We start from the raw sequence: 15640 nt of genomic DNA, 5'->3' as shown, positions 1-15640 counted from the left end.
CCTGAGGGACGTCTACGCGCGGCAGCGGCTCCCGGGTGCCCGTGACCAGCACCGCGAAACGCTTGTACTCGAACCCTACGTCAACTTCGCGCCTCGGGCAGGCCCGGAAGAGTGACCTGGATCCGGCAGCCACGAGGGGATTCGGCCACCCCGATGTGCCCGCCGTGGAGGTCCACCGCCCACCGCGCGATGGCCAGGCCGAGGCCCGTTCCGCCGTCGTTGCCCGCCCCCTTCCCGGGGGCGCCGGCGTGGCTGCCCCGGTTGAAGCGCTCGAAGACGCGGTGCCACTCCGACTCCGGGATGCCGGGCCCCTCGTCGAGCACTTCCAGGTCGAGCGACTCGGGGCAGGGGCCGCGCCGGGCCCGGACCGTCACACGTCCGTGCGGCGGGCTGTGCTTGACCGCGTTGTCGATGAGGTTCGCCACGACCTGGTGCAGCCGCTCCGCGTCCGCGTGGGCCGTCAGCTCCGGCGGCGAGACGTCGAGGTGCAGATGGACGTCCGTACGGGTGTGACTGCCGGAGCCCGACGCGATGCCCGCGCGCGCGGAGGCCACCATGTTGGCCTCCTTCAGGACGCCCGACAGATAGGGCCACACCTCGAACCTGCGGGCCTTCAGCGGCACCACGCCGTTGTCCAGGCGGGACAGGTCGAGGAGCGTCTCGACGAGCCGTCCCAGGCGCTCGGTCTGCTTCAGGGCGGTGCGCATCGTCTCCGGGTCGGCGGCCGACACGCCGTCGACCACGTTCTCCAGGACCGCGCGCAGCGCCGCGATGGGGGTGCGCAGCTCGTGCGAGACGTTGGCGACGAGCTCCTTGCGCTGGGTGTCCTGCGCCTCCAGGTCGTCGGCCATGGCGTTGATCGTGGAGGCCACGTCGCCCAGCTCGTCGCGCCGGTCGGCGCCGCGCACCCGGCGCGTGTAGTCGCCGTGCGAGACGGCGCGGGCCACCGCGTTCATCTCGTCCAGCGGCGCGGTGAGGCTGTGCGCGACGAACTGGGTGATGAGGAGCGTGGCGATCACCGAGAAGACGGTGATGAAACGCAGCTCGGTCTCGGTCTTCGTGGCCACCAGGAGCAGGCCGGTGGTGATGAACACCGAGACGACCACGAGAGCGCCGAGTTTGGTCTTGATGGAGAACGGCCGCAGTCCTCCGAAGGGCCCGCTCATCACACGACCTGCCTCACGGAGTGGGAGTCTCCAGCGCGTACCCGACGCCGTGCACCGTACGGATCCGCTCGGCCCCGATCTTGCGGCGCAGCGCCTTGATGTGGCTGTCGACGGTCCGGGTGCCGGACGCGTCGGCCCAGTCCCAGACCTCCGCGAGCAGCTGCTCGCGGGAGAGGACCGCGCGCGGGGTGTTCGCCAGGCAGACCAGCAGGTCGAACTCGGTGGGCGTCAGATGGACGTCCTCGCTGCGCACCCGCACACGCCGCTGGGCGTGGTCGATCTCCAGCTCGCCCAGGCGCAGGATGCCGCTGCGGGGCGTGGTCGCGGCCAGCGCGGCCCGCTCGACGCGGCGCAGCAGCACGTGCACGCGGGCGGCCAGTTCCCGCATGGAGAACGGCTTGGTCATGTAGTCGTCCGCGCCGACCCCGAGCCCGACCAGCATGTCCGTCTCGTCGTCACGCGCGGTGAGCATGAGCACCGGAACGGGGCGCTGCGCCTGCACCCGGCGGCACACCTCCAGGCCGTCGAAGCCCGGCAGCATGATGTCGAGGATGAGCAGGTCGGGCTGCCACGCCTGGGCGGTGTCGACCGCCGACGGGCCGTCGCCCGCCGTTTGCACAACGAAACCCTCGGCGCGCAGCCGGGCGGCGATGGCGTCGACGATCGTCGGGTCGTCCTCGACCACCAGCACTCGGCGCTGGGCGCCCGGTGTCGCCGCCGTGGCGCCGTTGTGGGAGGTGTGTGTCTGCTCCATCGCCCGCCCCTGACACTGATCGCTTGTGTTCGGTCAGCAGAGTACGGGGCGCGAAGGGCCCTCGGCTACGCAGCCCTGACGCCGAGATGGACCACGTCCGGGACGCCTCGGGCAACGGGGATCTCTTCCGTCCGTACCCTCTGGAATCCGGCATTCCGTAGAGCGTCGTCGAAAGCGGACGAGGGTTGGGCGGACCAGACGGCGAGCACTCCGCCGGGGTTCAGACGTGCTTTGCACGCCGTCAGACCGGCTGCTGAGTAAAGGGAGTTGTTGCCCTCCGTCACCGTCCAGTCGGGGCCGTTGTCGATGTCCAGACAGAGCGCGTCGTACGTCCGCGCGGCCTCGGAGAGGTATGTGACGAGGTCGGTGTGAAGAATCTGCGAACGTGCGTCGGCGAGGGCGGCGGCGGACAGCTCGGCGAGCGGTCCCTCGCGGTGCCAGTCGATGATGGCCCGCTCGCGTTCCACCACGTCGATGCGGCCCCAGCGGGGATCCGCGGCGGCGTGGGCCAGGGAGAACCCGACCCCCAGGCCGCCGATGAGGACGGCGGGGGAGGGGCGGTCGTCGAGGGCGTCGCGGGCCGCGTCGACGAGCAGTCGCTCGGAGCGGCCGTCGGAGGTGTCCATCAGGAAACAGCCGTTGGCGATGATCTGCAGCAGCTCACCGTGGCGCCGCAGGACGACCTCGCCGTGAGGACCCTCGCGCCGGTCGATGACGACGGGGGCGGTGGTGGGGGTGCGCATGGGCGTCAGGGTATGGGCGGGCCGGCCGCGGCCGTAGCCGATTTCGCGGGCGGCGCGGGCCGCTCCGGAGGGTCGCGCGACGCAGAATGTGATGCGCGGGTTGCCTGTGAGACGTACCTCACGTGGTGCCCGTCATAGACAACGCCGGAAAAGAGGGCAAAGGGTGGGGCAGGACGGAAGGAGCGCCTCACCCGTGAACCAGAGCGTGCAGACCGCCGAGACCGCGACCGATGTGCGGACCGACGTACGGACGGACGCGCGGACGCCCGACTCGGCGGTGCCGGGCGGCCTGAACGGCATACCGCGGCAGTCGGCGTGCCGGCCCCGGGTGGTGCGGGCGCCCGCACCGGAGCCGCGGACCGGCCGCCCGCGCGCGGGGGGCGGTATCGCCGCCGCCGGGAGCCTCGCCGAGGAAAGAGCCGCGGGGAGCCCCGCCGAGGGAAGAGCCGCCGCGAGGATCGCCCGGCTCCGGCCCTGGCGCCTGTTGCCCACCCCCACCGGCACGCCCTTCACCTTCGGGTACGCCCTCGTGCTCGCCGTCACCTCGCTGGTCGCCGAGTTCGCGGACCCGGACCTCGTCTCCTCGCTCCTGCGCGGGTCGAGCACCGACGTGGCGCACCTCGCGCACACCCCCGTCCTCGTCCTGGTCGCCAGCGCCCTGTGGGTCGCGGGCGGCATCACGTCTCCGTACGCGATCGGCTTCCTGCTGGTGCTGACGGCGCTGGAGCGGCGCATCGGCGGGCTGCGCACCGCCGGGGTCTTCCTTCTCGGCCACGTCGTCGCCACGCTCGTGACCGAGGTCCCGGTCGGCCTCTCGGTCCTCGCGGGCCAGCTGCCCGACAGCTCGCTGCACCGCCTCGACTACGGCATCAGCTTCGGTGTCGCCGCCAGCGTCGGCGCGCTCGCGGGGCTCCTGACGCCGTGGCTGCGCTGGGTCGTCCTCGGCGGGTTCGGGTGCATGCTGCTCGACGACCTGATCGCGTTCACCGATCCGATGACGAACTGGGGTCATCTGCTCGCGCTGGTGATCGGCGTCTCCACCTGGCCGCTGCTCCGGCGCAGGCGGCCCCAGAGCGACTCCTGGTGAGCCGTCGCCTCAGGACGCCGCTTCCGCCTCCACGATCGACGGATACGTCTCGGTGGGCAGGATCCGCGTCAGGCGCAGCCCCGCCCTCGTGAGCAGCGCCGAGAACTCGTCCTCCGTCCGCTCCTGGCCGTCCACGACCGCCGCCATCGCCACATCCAGGGTCTTGCCCAGGTGCGGCGTGTTGCCGGACGGCAGGACGCAGTCGACGATCAGGAGACGGGCGTCCGGGGCCATCACCGCGCGGCAGTTGCGCAGGATCCGCAGGCACGCGTCGTCCGGCCAGTCGTGCAGGACGTGCTTGAGCACGTAGAAGTCGCCGCCCTCGGGCACCTCGGCGAAGAAGTCGCCGGGCTCGGCCCGCCAGCGTCCCCGTACCGCCTCGTCGTCGGCCAGTACATGCGTGTGCGTCACGGGCTCCTGGTCGAAGAGGACGCCCGTCAGACCGGGACGCCCGCGCAGCACCGCGCGCAGCAGGCCGCCGCGGCCACCCCCGACGTCCACCACGGTGCCCTTCTCCGGGAAGGGGTACGTGTCGGCGATCACCGCGTCGACCGGACCCGAGAGCGAGGCCATGCCGCTGTCGAACAGCTCCCGCAGCGCGGGGTCCTCGGCCAGATAGCTGAAGAGCGGCTTGCCGAAGAGGCGCTCGAAGGACGCGCCGGCCCGGCGCACCGTCTCCTCCAGGCCCGCCGAGGTCCGCTGGAAGGCGGGGTCGGTCATCAGGAGGACCGCGGCGTGCATCGAGTCCGGCACGTCCGTGCGCAGCGCATCCGAGAGCGGTGTGAGGTGGAAGGCGCCCGTTCCGTCCTCGCGGAAGAAGCCGCGCGTGGCGAGGTAGCGCAGGACGCGGCGGAGGTGGCCGGGGTCGGTCTCGGTCAGTTCGGCCAGCTGCCCCGCGGTGCGCGGACCCGCGGCCAGGTGGTCGGCGATCCGGCAGCGGACCGCCGTGCGCAGCGCGGCGGAAAAGAGGTGCCCCAGTGCGTGCTCCACGATCTGGCCGGCGATGTCCCGCACGCCGTCGTCGCCGGTCCCGGGTGTGTCCACCATGGATGCCCTCCTGATGAGTAGGAGGGTCCACGGTCCCAACGGAACGGCCGCAGGGGAACGCCGCCCGGCGGCCACCCCCGGGGACCGGCCTGATCGCGTACGGCATGTCCGGGAACGGCCCATGGGGGAGTGATCAGCGGAAAGCCGTGTCGGCCCCGATCTCCTCCACCGCGTCCAGCTCTTCGATACGTGACCGGAAATGGGCCCTGATCCGGCCGGAGGCCTCGGCCCATCCCCGATCGTGGCCGTGCGGGATCGGGACCGTCAGGGCCCGGTGTCCCCCGGGTGGGAGCAGAGGCCGCCCCGGTAGTTGCTGTCGTACCAGGCGCCGGTGGCGTCGGCGTCCAGGTTGGTCCGGCCGGGGCCGACGCAGCGGTGGTAGTTGGATCGGGGCCACCGCTTGACCTGGATCCACACGTTCGTGTTGGTGGCGCAGTGCTCGTAGTAGGCGCGTTCACCGCCCCTGCTCGCGTTCCAGCCGCAGTTCGCGAGGGCGGTCGCCGCGCCGGCTTCGGAGAGGGTCCGGGTGACCGGGGCCGGGGCCGCGGGCGTGTGCGCACCGGCGGAGGTCGGCATCAAGGCCAGGCCGCCGATGGTCAGCGCGGTCGCGACGGCGGCTGTCGTTGTCCTGAAGAAGGTCATATCGCCATGAATAGCGGATACCGCGCGGCCCGGAGCGAGGATGACGGACAAAGTCCCTCAATCAGGGGATCTCCGTCATTCGGGCTGAAAAACCGGACTTGGTCATGCCGGCTTGGGGCGGTTCCCGGGTGATCGCTCACGGCGAACACGGCGGGGGAACATCCTGGGGCTCACAAGCATTGAGTCGGTATAGCTCAACTTGAATGCCGAAGGGGAGATCATGGCTGCTGAGTCCACCACATACACGTCGCTCACCCTGCCGGTGCTGCCGCTCGACGACGAGGTCGTCCTGCCCGGCATGGTGGTGCCCTTCGATCTGTCCGACGCGGACGTGCGGGCCGCGGTCGAGGCCGCCCAGGCCGCCGCGCGGTCCGGTGGCGACAGCAAGCCGAAGGTGCTGCTTGTTCCGCGCATCGACGGGACGTACGCCGCGACCGGCGTCCTCGGCACCGTCGAGCAGGTCGGCCGGCTCTCCGACGGCGACCCCGGCGCGCTCATCCGCGGCCGCGGCCGGGTGCGGATCGGGGCCGGCACCACCGGTCCCGGCGCCGCGCTCTGGGTCGAGGGGCAGCGGATCGACGACGTCGTGCCCGAGCCGCTGCCGGGCGCCGTCACCGAGCTCGTCAAGGAGTACAAGGCGCTCGCCACCAGCTGGCTGAAGAAGCGCGGCGCCTGGCAGGTCGTCGACCGCGTCACGCAGATCGACGACGTCGCGGCGCTCGCCGACAACTCCGGATACTCGCCGTTCCTCACCACCCAGCAGAAGATCGAGCTCCTGGAGACCGAGGACGCGGTCGCCCGCCTCAAGCTCGCCACCGAGCAGCTGCGCGAGCACCTCGCCGAGCAGGACGTCGCCGAGTCCATCGCCAAGGACGTCCAGGAGGGCGTCGACAAGCAGCAGCGCGAGTTCCTGCTGCGCCGCCAGCTCGACGCCGTCCGCAAGGAGCTGCGCGAGATCAACGGCGACAGCAAGGACACGGCCGAGGAGTCCGACGACTACCGCGCCCGCGTCGAGGCCGCCGACCTGCCGGAGAAGGTCCGCGAGGCCGCCCTGAAGGAGGTCGACAAGCTGGAGCGGTCCAGCGACCAGTCGCCCGAGGGCTCCTGGATCAGGACCTGGCTGGACACCGTCCTCGAACTGCCGTGGAACGAACACACCGAGGACGCGTACGACATCAAGGGCGCCCAGGAGATCCTCGACGCCGAGCACTCCGGCCTGCAGGACGTCAAGGAGCGCATCACCGAGTACCTCGCGGTGCGCAAGCGCCGCAGCGACCGCGGCCTCGGGGTCGTCGGCGGGCGCCGCGGCGGCGCGGTGCTCGCCCTCGTCGGCCCGCCCGGCGTCGGCAAGACCTCGCTCGGCGAGTCCGTCGCGCACGCCATGGGCCGCAAGTTCGTGCGCGTCGCGCTCGGCGGCGTCCGCGACGAGGCGGAGATCCGCGGCCACCGTCGTACGTACGTGGGGGCACTGCCCGGACGGATCGTACGGGCCATCAAGGAGGCCGGGTCGATGAACCCGGTGGTGCTCCTCGACGAGATCGACAAGGTCGGCTCGGACTTCCGGGGCGACCCGGCCGCCGCCCTCCTCGAAGTCCTCGACCCGGCCCAGAACCACACCTTCCGGGACCACTACCTGGAGGTCGAACTGGATCTGAGCGACGTCGTGTTCCTCGCGACGGCGAACGTCCTGGAGGCCATCCCGGAGGCGCTGCTCGACCGCATGGAGCTGGTCAGGCTCGACGGCTACACCGAGGACGAGAAGGTCACCATCGGCCGCGACCACCTGCTCCCGCGCCAGCTGGAGCGGGCCGGTCTGGAGCAGGACGAGGTGACGCTCGACGAGAGCGCGCTGCGCAAGCTCGCCGGCGAGTACACCCGCGAGGCGGGCGTGCGCAACCTGGAGCGCTCCATCGCGCGGCTGCTCCGCAAGGTCGCGGCGCAGCACGAACTGGGCGACAGGGAACTGCCGTTCACCGTCACCGACGCCGACCTGCGCGAGCTCATCGGACGCCCGCACCACGTGCCGGAGTCGGCGCAGGACCCGGCCGAGCGGCGCACGGCGGTGCCGGGCGTGGCCACCGGGCTCGCGGTCACCGGCGCGGGCGGCGACGTCCTGTTCGTGGAGGCCTCGCTCGCCGACCCCGAGACCGGCGCCTCCGGGCTCACACTCACCGGCCAGCTCGGTGACGTGATGAAGGAGTCGGCACAGATCGCGCTCAGCTTCCTGCGCGCGCACGGCGCCGAACTGGAGCTGCCCGTCGGCGACTTGAAGGAACGCGGCGTGCACGTCCACTTCCCGGCCGGCGCGGTCCCCAAGGACGGGCCGAGCGCGGGTGTCACGCTGACCACCGCCCTCGCCTCGCTGCTCAGCGGCCGACTCGTCCGTACGGACGTGGCGATGACCGGTGAGGTCTCGCTGACCGGCCGGGTGCTGCCGATCGGCGGCGTCAAGCAGAAGCTGCTCGCCGCGCACCGCGCCGGGATCACCACGGTGATCATCCCGAAGCGGAACGAGGCGGACCTCGACGACGTCCCCGCCGAGGTCCTCGACAAGCTCGACGTGCACGCGGTCACGGACGTCCGCCAGGTGCTCGAACTGGCCCTGACCGACGCCGAGATCAGGGTCCCGGCCGCCGCCTAGGCCAGGCGCCGACGGACGGCGGAACGGCGGCCACCCCGCATCGGGGTGGCCGCCGTTCGCGTATCCGGGGCGGTGCCGCACTCAGCCGTTGGCGAGCGCCACCACCCGGTCGAGCGCGCCGTTGAACTTGTCGTGGTCGCCGACCGTCGGCCCCGACGAGGTGTACTGCCACATGGTCTGGAACCCCCAGCCGGCCGGGAGTTCGCCGGGGCCGGTGTTGTAGCGGGCGATCCACAGCGGGTTGCTGGCGCCGAAGCCGCTGTAGTTGCCGGTGCAGTCCTTCCACCAGCTGGTGGCGGTGTAGATGACCGCGTCGCGCCCGGTGCGCGCCTTGTAGGTGGTCAGGAAGTCGCGGATCCAGCTGACCATCGCGGACTGCGACTTGCCGAAACAGGCCGCCCCGTACGGGTTCCACTCGATGTCGAGCGCGCCCGGCAGCGTCCGGCCGTCGCGCGACCAGCCGCCGCCGCTGCTCGCGAAGTAGTTGGCCTGGGCGGCGCCGGAGGAGGTGTCCGGCGTTGCGAAGTGGTACGCGCCGCGGATCATGCCCACGTCGTACGAGCCGTTGTACTGCTGGGTGAAGTAGGGGTTCTTGTACGAGGTGCTCTCGGTGGCCTTGACGTAGGCCCACTTCACGCCGCTGTTCCAGAGCGTCTGCCAGGCGACGTTGCCCTGGTGGCCGCTGACGTCGACGCCCTCGGTCTGGGTCGCGTCACCACCCGTGGGCCGGCCGCCCTGGCCGTCGTGTTCGATGACGCCCTGGCCGAGGCGGGCGGAGCCGCGCTGCGGGACGTCGTCGTCCGCCCGGGCCGCCGTGGGGAGCGTCAGGAGGAGGGAGAGAGCGGACAGTGCTGCGAGGAGGACCCCCGCCGGCGACAAGCGCGAGCGGCGGGCCGTTCCGGGTCTGTGCACGGACATGGGCGTGCCTCCGAAGGCCTCGGTGGTGCTCGGTGGGGACCTGCCGACATGTCTGGTGTGAACATGTCACTTGAAAAGCTACGCACGTAGACCGGCGCCGGGGAAGAGGTCCGAGCTTCTGCCGTTGGTCCACTCCTGTGACGGCACCATCCGGGCGGCACGGTCGCCACCTTGCGAAATACTGGTCAGGCCGCTGTCGCCACGGCCGCGGCGCGAGGGCCTGTCGGCGATAACTTTCAGAATCGGGAAAGCGGGACATGGGTGCTGCAGAAGAGGGTGCGGAGAGCGGCGCGCGGGACGAGGTGCAACAGGGCCGGGCGGATCAGGGGGAACCGGCACAGAGCGAGGTGGAACAGGGCGAGGACCGGGAGTTCCTCTCCCTCGAACGGGAGTTGTCCCTCCTGATGCGCCGCGCGCGGGCGTCGTCCGGCGAGATGGCCCGCCAGGTCCATCCCGACCTGGAGCCCGCCGCGTACGGCCTGCTCGTCTGCCTGGACGACGCGGGCCCGCAGCGGGCCACCGAACTCGCCGCCTACATCGGCGTCGGCAAGGCCACGATGAGCCGCCAGCTGCGCGCACTGGAGGAACTCGGCCTGGTCTCCCGCGAGCCCGACCCGGCCGACGGGCGCGCCTGGCTCATCCGGCTCACCCCGGACGGCCGCACCCGCTTCCGCACGGTGCGGGCCGCGCGCCGCGCGCAGTACGTGCGCCGGCTCGCGAGCTGGGACCGCACCGAGGTCTCCGAACTGGCCCGGCTGCTCGGCCGGCTGAACGAGAGCGCGGACGCCTGACCCCGTATGCGGGCCGGCCCGCGTGCGCACGGCCCGCGCGAAGCCGCCGCCCAGGCGGCGGACGTCACCACTCCGCGTACACGACCGCCGCGTCGTCGTGCCGCTTCCCGCGCGGGTGGGCGAGGCGGTCGGGGTCGGCGCGCTCCAACTCACGCACCCGCTCCACCAGATGCCGCGGCCCCTGCTTGCGCAACAGCGCGAAGCAGTCCGCCCAGTCGCCCTCCCGGAACGTCTCGACCCACCGCCCGGCCCCGTCGGTGAGCGCCGCCACCGCCGTGACGTCCGCCCGGGCCAGCTCGCCGGTGACCGCGCGCCCCGCGGCCGAGGGGTCGGCGGCGGCCGTGAAGAAGCCGTCCTCGGCGTTGCGCAGCGCCTCGACCGCCGCGCCGTAGGCGCGGGCCGCCACGTCCCGCTCGGCCGAGCCGCGGGGCAGGGCGCGCACCTGGTCGCGCAGGGCCCGTACGGCGGGCGGCAGTTCGGCCAGGCGCCGGTCGAGCACGGCCGTCACCGCGCCGTCGGGGCCCCCGATGAGCAGCGCCGAGTCGGACAGGACCAGGTGCTCGACGCGCTCCGCGTCCCACCGCACGAGCACCACGGTTGCCTGCGGGGTGCGCGGGTGAGAAAGGTCACAGGTTGATCCATGGGCCTCGGCGGTACGGGAGATGGCGGCCGCCAGGACCTCAGGGAGCGTCATATCCCGGCGTGAAACGGACAGTTCCCCCAGCGCGCCGCCGAGCCGGGCGGTGAACCAGGGGACGGAATGCGGACATCCCACCGTGCCCTCGGGTGGCGTCACGCCGTCCAGGAGGACGAGTGAACCGCCCTGTCCGGACGCGGGAACCGCGACCGAGGCATAGTCCTCGTTGGGGCGTGCGGGGTCACCGGGTTCGGTGGCGATTTCGATGCGCATCCGGTCAGTCTGCCCGAGGGGCGCCCGTCGCTCACCAGGAGCGGGAAAGGGGTGCGCCACGGGCCCGTAGCGGCAGGTCCCGCGCCGGAATTCGACCGGAATGATCAACTCCGACGGGGTGTGGCGGCGCATCCTGCCAAAGCCTTCCGGAGACGTCCAACCGGCGCTCCGCACGGGCCCCGCGACCGCCACCGCGGGACTTGCCCGCCAACTCCCCGCCGATGTTCACTCCTTCGGGTGGCCAGGCAGGCGATGCACGACCGCCACTCACCGGCACTGGAAGGGTCAGGAGCCGTACCGGGGGAGCGCTCGTGTTGACAGGCCGTCACCCGGGCCCAAGGGCAGACGAAAACAGGAATGCGAGCACCGGTGCAGAAGATGCGGCCTGGGCGCAAAGGCAAGCAGAAGGCCCCGGAAGGGGCCACGCCGGGCGCGACCACTCCGACCGGGCGTGTGCCGGAGCGCACGACCACGGACCCCTCACCGGGCACCGGAGCGGACGCGGCCCCCGCCTCCGCGCCCGCCCCCGCGGTCCACGAACCCGCCGCGCGTGACGCCTCCGCGCGCGATGCCTCCGCGCCCCCCGGAGCCACTGGCACGCCACCCGCGGCAGCCTCCGCGCCCACGCCGTCCTCCGTCGTGCCGGCGCCCTTCGTCAACAAGGCGCCCACCGCGCGCGTACGCAATCGGCTGATCATCGCCGTGGCCGTCGTCGCCGCCGCCGTCCTGGGCGCGGGCGCACCCGCCGTCATCGCCGCGTCCGACCGCCTGAGCGACACCCAGAGCCTGGTGACGCTCGCCGAACAGACCCAGCAGGCGGTCTCCCTCGGCCACTCGCTCGCCGACGAGCGCGACGAGGTCACCTCGTTCATCGCCTCGGGCCGCCCCCAGGGCAAGGGTCTCTCCGAGAGCCGCAGCGCCCGCGTGGACCGGCAGATCGACGAGCTCCGCGATGCCGACGCGCCCGCCGCGCTGCGCCACGACCTCGCTGACATCGCCGCCGTCCGCAGAGCGGCGCTCACCGGCAAGAGCGGTGCTCTCCAGGCCCACGAGGCGTACAGCAAGGTCATCGCCGAGCTCCACGGCCTCTCCCGTGACCTGGCCGAGAAGCTGCCCCCCGAGGCGAACCGGGGCGCGCTCGCCCTCACCGACCTCGACCACGCCGTCGAGCAGGCCGCCGCCACCCGCGGCCTCCTCCTCGCCGCCCTCGCCCTGCCCGACACCACCACCGGCACCCCCGCCCTCGACCCGGTCACCGGCCTGCCGACCACCGGAACCGAGGAGTCCCGGGCCGAGACCAAGCGCCGCGACGAGCTGACCGGCGCCGCCCAGCAGGCCCGCGTCCGCGAGCTCGCCGCCCTCGACGACTTCCGGGACGCGGCGGACGAGCCCGCCCGCGCCACCTACGTGTCGACCGTCACCGGCGCCGAGGTCACCGCCGCGGAGAAGTACCTGGAGCGCCTCACCGACCGGCCCACGCTCTCCCCGGCCGAGCGGCGCTACGACAGGAAGAAGGTCGACGCCGCGCTCTCCGCCCGCATCGAGACGATGCGCGGCGCCGAGTCCGCGCTCGGTGTCGAGCGCACCAAGCACCTCGCCCGGCTGCGCGACGACGACGTCGAGGCGCTGGAGATCCGGATCGCCCTCGTCGGCGTCTGCCTGCTGGTCGCGGTCGGCGTCGCCATGGGCGCGGCCCGCTCGCTGACCCGCCCGCTCGCGGTCCTGCGCCTCGGCTCGGCCCGGCTGGCCGGCGAGCCCGCGCCCCAGGAGCCGATCCGCTTCACGGGCCGCGACGACGAGTTCGCCCAGGTCGTCCGCTCCGTCAACGCGCTGCACGGCCACGCGGCCGCCCTCACCGAGCGCCTGGGCACCCTGGAATCCGACCGCAAGCACCTCATCGGTCAGCGGCAGTCGATGGCCGACGAGCGCGCGGCACTGCGCGAGGAGCTCGCCGAGGCCTCCGCACACCTGGAGCAGGTCCGCCGGTCCATCCACGGCACCTTCGTCAACCTCGCCCTGCGCACCCTCGGCCTGGTGGAGCGCCAGCTCGCCGTCATCGAGAACCTGGAGGACCGCGAGCAGGACCCCGACCGGCTCGCCACCCTCTTCAAGCTCGACCACCTGGCCACCGTCATGCGCCGGCACAGCGAGAACCTCCTGGTCCTCGCCGGTGCCGAACACGGCCACCAGCACCCCGGCGCCGTCCCGCTCGTGGACGTCGTGCGCGCCGCCGTCTCCGAGATCGAGCGCTACGAACGCGTCCGCATCGCCACCCTGCCGCCGCACGCGCACGTGGCGGGGTTCGTCGCGGACGACATCAGCCACCTCACCGCCGAACTCCTGGAGAACGCCACCTCCTTCTCGCCGCCGGACGCCGCGGTCGAGGTCTCCGGCTGGCTCCTGGAGAACGGCGAGGTCATGCTCTCCGTCCAGGACGAGGGCATCGGCGTCCCCCAGGACCGGATGCGGGAGCTGAACGCCCGCCTCGCGGACTTCGATCCGGACGACGCGTACGACCAGGAGAGCGGGGACGGGCTCGGGCTCGGCCTCTATGTCGTCGCGCGGCTCGCGGCCCGGCACGGGGTGCGGGTGCGGCTGCGGGAGCAGAAGCAGGGCGGCGTCGCGGCGGTCGTGGTGCTGCCCACCGGGCTGCTCGCCGAGGCGCCGTCGCCGGGGGTGCCGGCCACCACGGTGGCCCCGGGGCGGGGCGGGGACGCCGGGCTCGTCCACCTGCCGGGCTCCGAGGCGGAGGCCAACTCCAACGTCATTCCGGGGCGGTTGACGGGCTCCGGGGCCGGGTCCGCGCCTGCCGCCGCCTCCGCCTCCGGTGAGGGCGGGCACCCGGATCCGCTGATCGCCGCGGCCGAGCGGACGATGGAGCTCGCCGCGCCGCCCGCGCCGCCCGCCGCGTCGGGAACGGCTGAGCCGGAGCCGGAGCGCGAGTCGACGCCGGAGCCCGAGCCCGAGCAGGCTGCCGAGCCCGAGCCCACTCCGGAGCCTGCCGAGTCCGATTCCGAGCCGGAGCCGGAGCCCGCGGCCAAGGCGGCCCCCGAACCCGACGCCCCCGCCACGACCGCCCCCGCTCCGCCCAAGTGGGAGCGCGTCACCGACAAGGGCCTGCCGAAGCGGACGCCGAAGATCACCGCGCCGGCCGCGCCGCCCAAGCCGCGCAGCGGATCCGTGGACGCCGACGCGCTCCGCCGCCGCCTCGGCGGGTTCCACCAGGGCGCGCAGAGCGGCCGCCGGGACGTGGAGGCGGAACTCGCCGCCGACGCCGCCCCCGGGGGACCGGTGGAAGCGCCGCAACGTAACGAAAAGAACACACAAGCCGCAGAAGTAATGGGGGACTCAGTCGAGGAGGCAAGCAGTTGACTGCGCCCATGCGCACGCCCAGTTCTTCCGCCGAACCCACCGCGCCCGCCGCGTCCGCCGAGCCCGCCGGGAAGACCGACTCCGGCGCGGCCGGCGCGTACGGACTCAGCAGCGAGGCCCGCAATCTGCACTGGCTGCTGACGAACCTCGTGGAGGAGGTGCCCGGCCTCCTCTCCGTCGCGGTGGTCTCCTCCGACGGACTGCTGCTGCTCTCCTCCGACCCCGGCAGAAACGCCGAGCGCCCGGCCGCGAACCCCACGGGCCCCCGGGGGTCCAGCGCCGACCTCGCCACCATCGTGTCGGGGCTCGGCTCCCTGACCATCGGCGCCGCCAAGCTCATGGACGGCGGCGCGGTCAAGCAGACCATGGTCGCGATGGAGGAGGGCAGCCTCTTCGTCATGTCGATCAGCGACGGCTCGCTGCTCGGCGTGCACGCCACCCCGGACTGCGACATGAGCGTCGTCGCGTACCACATGGCGCTCTTCGTCGGCCGCGCCGGGCACGTCCTCACCCCCGAACTCCGCAGCGAACTGCGTCAGTCGATGGAGAGCCCCCGATGAGCAGCAGGAGCAGCAGCCGTACGACGCCGAAGCTCCCGCAGCGCGGCGGCGGGAAGCCCGCTCGCGTCCGCCCCTACTCACTGACGGGCGGCCGCACGCGGTTTGGGCACGTGCTGCTCGTCGAGACGTTCGTGGCCGCGCTCGAAGCGCCCGAGGAGCGCCTCGAACTGCCCAAGGGCACGCTGTCGAAGGTGATGCCGGAGATGCGGGCGATCGTCGAGATCTGCCGCCGGATGCGTACCGTCGCGGAGATCGCCGCGCTCCTCAAGATGCCGCTCGGCGTGGTCCGCGTGCTGCTCAGCGACCTCGCCGACCAGGGAAAGATCCGGGTCTACGGAACGGGCCACGGCCCGGGCCAGCCCGACCGCGCACTGCTGGAAAGGGTGCTGAGTGGACTCCGCCGTCTCTGAACTCCTCGAGAACGAGGGTCAGTTGCAGGCCTGGCAGACGGACAGGTCACGCGCCCCGATCGCCACGAAGATAGTGGTGGCGGGCGGTTTCGGCGTCGGCAAGACGACGCTGGTGACCGCCGTCTCCGAGATCACGCCCCTCCAGACGGAGGCGCTGATGACGCAGGCGAGCGCCGACACCGACGACCTGAGCGGCACCCCGGAGAAGACGACCACCACGGTCGCCATGGACTTCGGGCGCATCACGCTCGACGACGACCTCGTGCTCTACCTCTTCGGCACCCCGGGCCAGCAGCGGTTCTGGTTCATGTGGGACGACCTGGTGCGCGGCGCGATCGGCGCCGTCGTGCTCGCCGACACCCGCCGCCTCTCCGACTGCTTCCCGGCGCTCGACTACTTCGAGAGCTGCGGCCTGCCGTACGTGGTGGCCGTCAACCACTTCGACGGCAGCGAGCGGTTCGAGGCCGTCGACGTGCGCGAGGCCCTGACGGTGCCCCCGCACATCCCGGTGCTGATCATGGACGCCCGGCAGCGGATCTCGGTGGTCGAGTCGCTGCTCGCCCTGGTCGGCCACGCGCTGGACGTCACCCCCGAATAGC

14 protein-coding genes are annotated in these 15640 nt (G+C 72.7%); 7 read left to right on the top strand and 7 right to left on the bottom strand.

Annotated features, from left to right (window positions below):
• Window positions 1-80: 80 nt before the first annotated feature.
• The 3 genes from ACZ6B8_RS19595 to ACZ6B8_RS19585 form a co-directional block, all read right to left on the bottom strand.
• Window positions 81-1166 carry a HAMP domain-containing sensor histidine kinase gene (locus ACZ6B8_RS19595; protein ID WP_471079431.1) on the bottom strand — a complete coding sequence of 362 codons (1086 nt, stop codon included), beginning with the start codon at window positions 1164-1166 and terminating at the stop codon, window positions 81-83.
• 13 nt (window positions 1167-1179) lie between these two features.
• Window positions 1180-1920 carry a response regulator transcription factor gene (locus ACZ6B8_RS19590; RefSeq protein ID WP_055701842.1) on the bottom strand — a complete coding sequence of 247 codons (741 nt, stop codon included), beginning with the start codon at window positions 1918-1920 and terminating at the stop codon, window positions 1180-1182.
• A gap of 65 nt (window positions 1921-1985) precedes the next feature.
• A complete protein-coding gene (locus ACZ6B8_RS19585; protein WP_471079434.1) occupies window positions 1986-2663 on the bottom strand; it encodes a spermidine synthase family protein in 678 nt (225 codons plus the stop codon).
• Between the two features lie 193 nt (window positions 2664-2856).
• On the opposite strand from ACZ6B8_RS19585, the gene ACZ6B8_RS19580 reads away from it, so the two are divergent.
• Window positions 2857-3750 (top strand): rhomboid-like protein, encoded by an 894-nt coding sequence (locus ACZ6B8_RS19580; RefSeq protein ID WP_471607998.1) that lies wholly within the window; start codon window positions 2857-2859, stop codon window positions 3748-3750.
• Between the two features lie 9 nt (window positions 3751-3759).
• Here ACZ6B8_RS19580 and ACZ6B8_RS19575 read toward each other — a convergent pair whose 3' ends face one another.
• Window positions 3760-4797, bottom strand: a complete 1038-nt coding sequence (locus tag ACZ6B8_RS19575; RefSeq protein ID WP_471607997.1) for a methyltransferase — start codon at window positions 4795-4797, stop codon at window positions 3760-3762.
• 264 nt (window positions 4798-5061) lie between these two features.
• Window positions 5062-5439, bottom strand: a complete 378-nt coding sequence (locus ACZ6B8_RS19570; protein ID WP_471079443.1) for a DUF6355 family natural product biosynthesis protein — start codon at window positions 5437-5439, stop codon at window positions 5062-5064.
• A gap of 220 nt (window positions 5440-5659) precedes the next feature.
• Here ACZ6B8_RS19570 and lon point away from each other — a divergent pair, with 220 nt between their 5' ends.
• Window positions 5660-8080: an endopeptidase La gene (gene lon / locus ACZ6B8_RS19565; RefSeq protein ID WP_471607996.1), complete on the top strand. Its 2421-nt coding sequence runs from the start codon at window positions 5660-5662 to the stop codon at window positions 8078-8080.
• Between the two features lie 81 nt (window positions 8081-8161).
• On the opposite strand, the gene ACZ6B8_RS19560 is transcribed toward lon, so the two are convergent.
• Window positions 8162-8998, bottom strand: a complete 837-nt coding sequence (locus ACZ6B8_RS19560) for a lysozyme (protein WP_471607995.1) — start codon at window positions 8996-8998, stop codon at window positions 8162-8164.
• A 257-nt stretch (window positions 8999-9255) separates the two neighbouring features.
• Here ACZ6B8_RS19560 and ACZ6B8_RS19555 point away from each other — a divergent pair, with 257 nt between their 5' ends.
• Window positions 9256-9789 carry a MarR family winged helix-turn-helix transcriptional regulator gene (locus tag ACZ6B8_RS19555; RefSeq protein WP_471607994.1) on the top strand — a complete coding sequence of 178 codons (534 nt, stop codon included), beginning with the start codon at window positions 9256-9258 and terminating at the stop codon, window positions 9787-9789.
• Between the two features lie 64 nt (window positions 9790-9853).
• Here the strand turns inward: ACZ6B8_RS19555 and ACZ6B8_RS19550 are convergent, their stop codons facing one another.
• Window positions 9854-10699 (bottom strand): hypothetical protein, encoded by an 846-nt coding sequence (locus ACZ6B8_RS19550; RefSeq protein WP_471607993.1) that lies wholly within the window; start codon window positions 10697-10699, stop codon window positions 9854-9856.
• A gap of 357 nt (window positions 10700-11056) precedes the next feature.
• Here ACZ6B8_RS19550 and ACZ6B8_RS19545 point away from each other — a divergent pair, with 357 nt between their 5' ends.
• Genes ACZ6B8_RS19545 through ACZ6B8_RS19530 form a run of 4 tightly spaced genes read left to right on the top strand, consistent with a single transcriptional unit; the run spans window position 11057 to window position 15639 of the window.
• Window positions 11057-14071 (top strand): sensor histidine kinase, encoded by a 3015-nt coding sequence (locus ACZ6B8_RS19545; RefSeq protein WP_471607992.1) that lies wholly within the window; start codon window positions 11057-11059, stop codon window positions 14069-14071.
• An 8-nt stretch (window positions 14072-14079) separates the two neighbouring features.
• A complete protein-coding gene (locus tag ACZ6B8_RS19540) occupies window positions 14080-14631 on the top strand; it encodes a roadblock/LC7 domain-containing protein (protein ID WP_471607991.1) in 552 nt (183 codons plus the stop codon).
• The gene (locus ACZ6B8_RS19535; protein WP_362364716.1) at window positions 14628-15041 is read left to right on the top strand and encodes a DUF742 domain-containing protein; all 414 of its coding nucleotides are present in this window, start codon (window positions 14628-14630) and stop codon (window positions 15039-15041) included. The genes ACZ6B8_RS19540 and ACZ6B8_RS19535 overlap by 4 nt, the downstream gene beginning before the upstream one ends.
• A complete protein-coding gene (locus ACZ6B8_RS19530) occupies window positions 15022-15639 on the top strand; it encodes a GTP-binding protein (protein WP_471079468.1) in 618 nt (205 codons plus the stop codon). Before ACZ6B8_RS19535 ends, ACZ6B8_RS19530 begins: the two co-directional genes overlap by 20 nt.
• Window position 15640 lies beyond the last annotated feature (1 nt).

Source organism: Streptomyces sp. NPDC041122, assembly GCF_055592445.1.
Note: the sequence above shows the minus strand (reverse complement) of the source record. Positions and strands in the feature narration are given on the sequence as shown.

Coding starts and splice junctions, on each gene's coding strand:
- ACZ6B8_RS19575 (WP_471607997.1), bottom strand. CDS start 4,797: ATGGTGGACACACCCGGGACCGGCGACGACGGCGTGCGGGACATCGCC.
- ACZ6B8_RS19550 (WP_471607993.1), bottom strand. CDS start 10,699: ATGCGCATCGAAATCGCCACCGAACCCGGTGACCCCGCACGCCCCAAC.
- ACZ6B8_RS19555 (WP_471607994.1), top strand. CDS start 9,256: ATGGGTGCTGCAGAAGAGGGTGCGGAGAGCGGCGCGCGGGACGAGGTG.
- ACZ6B8_RS19535 (WP_362364716.1), top strand. CDS start 14,628: ATGAGCAGCAGGAGCAGCAGCCGTACGACGCCGAAGCTCCCGCAGCGC.
- ACZ6B8_RS19545 (WP_471607992.1), top strand. CDS start 11,057: ATGCGAGCACCGGTGCAGAAGATGCGGCCTGGGCGCAAAGGCAAGCAG.
- ACZ6B8_RS19570 (WP_471079443.1), bottom strand. CDS start 5,439: ATGACCTTCTTCAGGACAACGACAGCCGCCGTCGCGACCGCGCTGACC.
- ACZ6B8_RS19595 (WP_471079431.1), bottom strand. CDS start 1,166: ATGAGCGGGCCCTTCGGAGGACTGCGGCCGTTCTCCATCAAGACCAAA.
- ACZ6B8_RS19540 (WP_471607991.1), top strand. CDS start 14,080: ATGCGCACGCCCAGTTCTTCCGCCGAACCCACCGCGCCCGCCGCGTCC.
- ACZ6B8_RS19585 (WP_471079434.1), bottom strand. CDS start 2,663: ATGCGCACCCCCACCACCGCCCCCGTCGTCATCGACCGGCGCGAGGGT.
- ACZ6B8_RS19560 (WP_471607995.1), bottom strand. CDS start 8,998: ATGTCCGTGCACAGACCCGGAACGGCCCGCCGCTCGCGCTTGTCGCCG.
- ACZ6B8_RS19590 (WP_055701842.1), bottom strand. CDS start 1,920: ATGGAGCAGACACACACCTCCCACAACGGCGCCACGGCGGCGACACCG.
- lon (WP_471607996.1), top strand. CDS start 5,660: ATGGCTGCTGAGTCCACCACATACACGTCGCTCACCCTGCCGGTGCTG.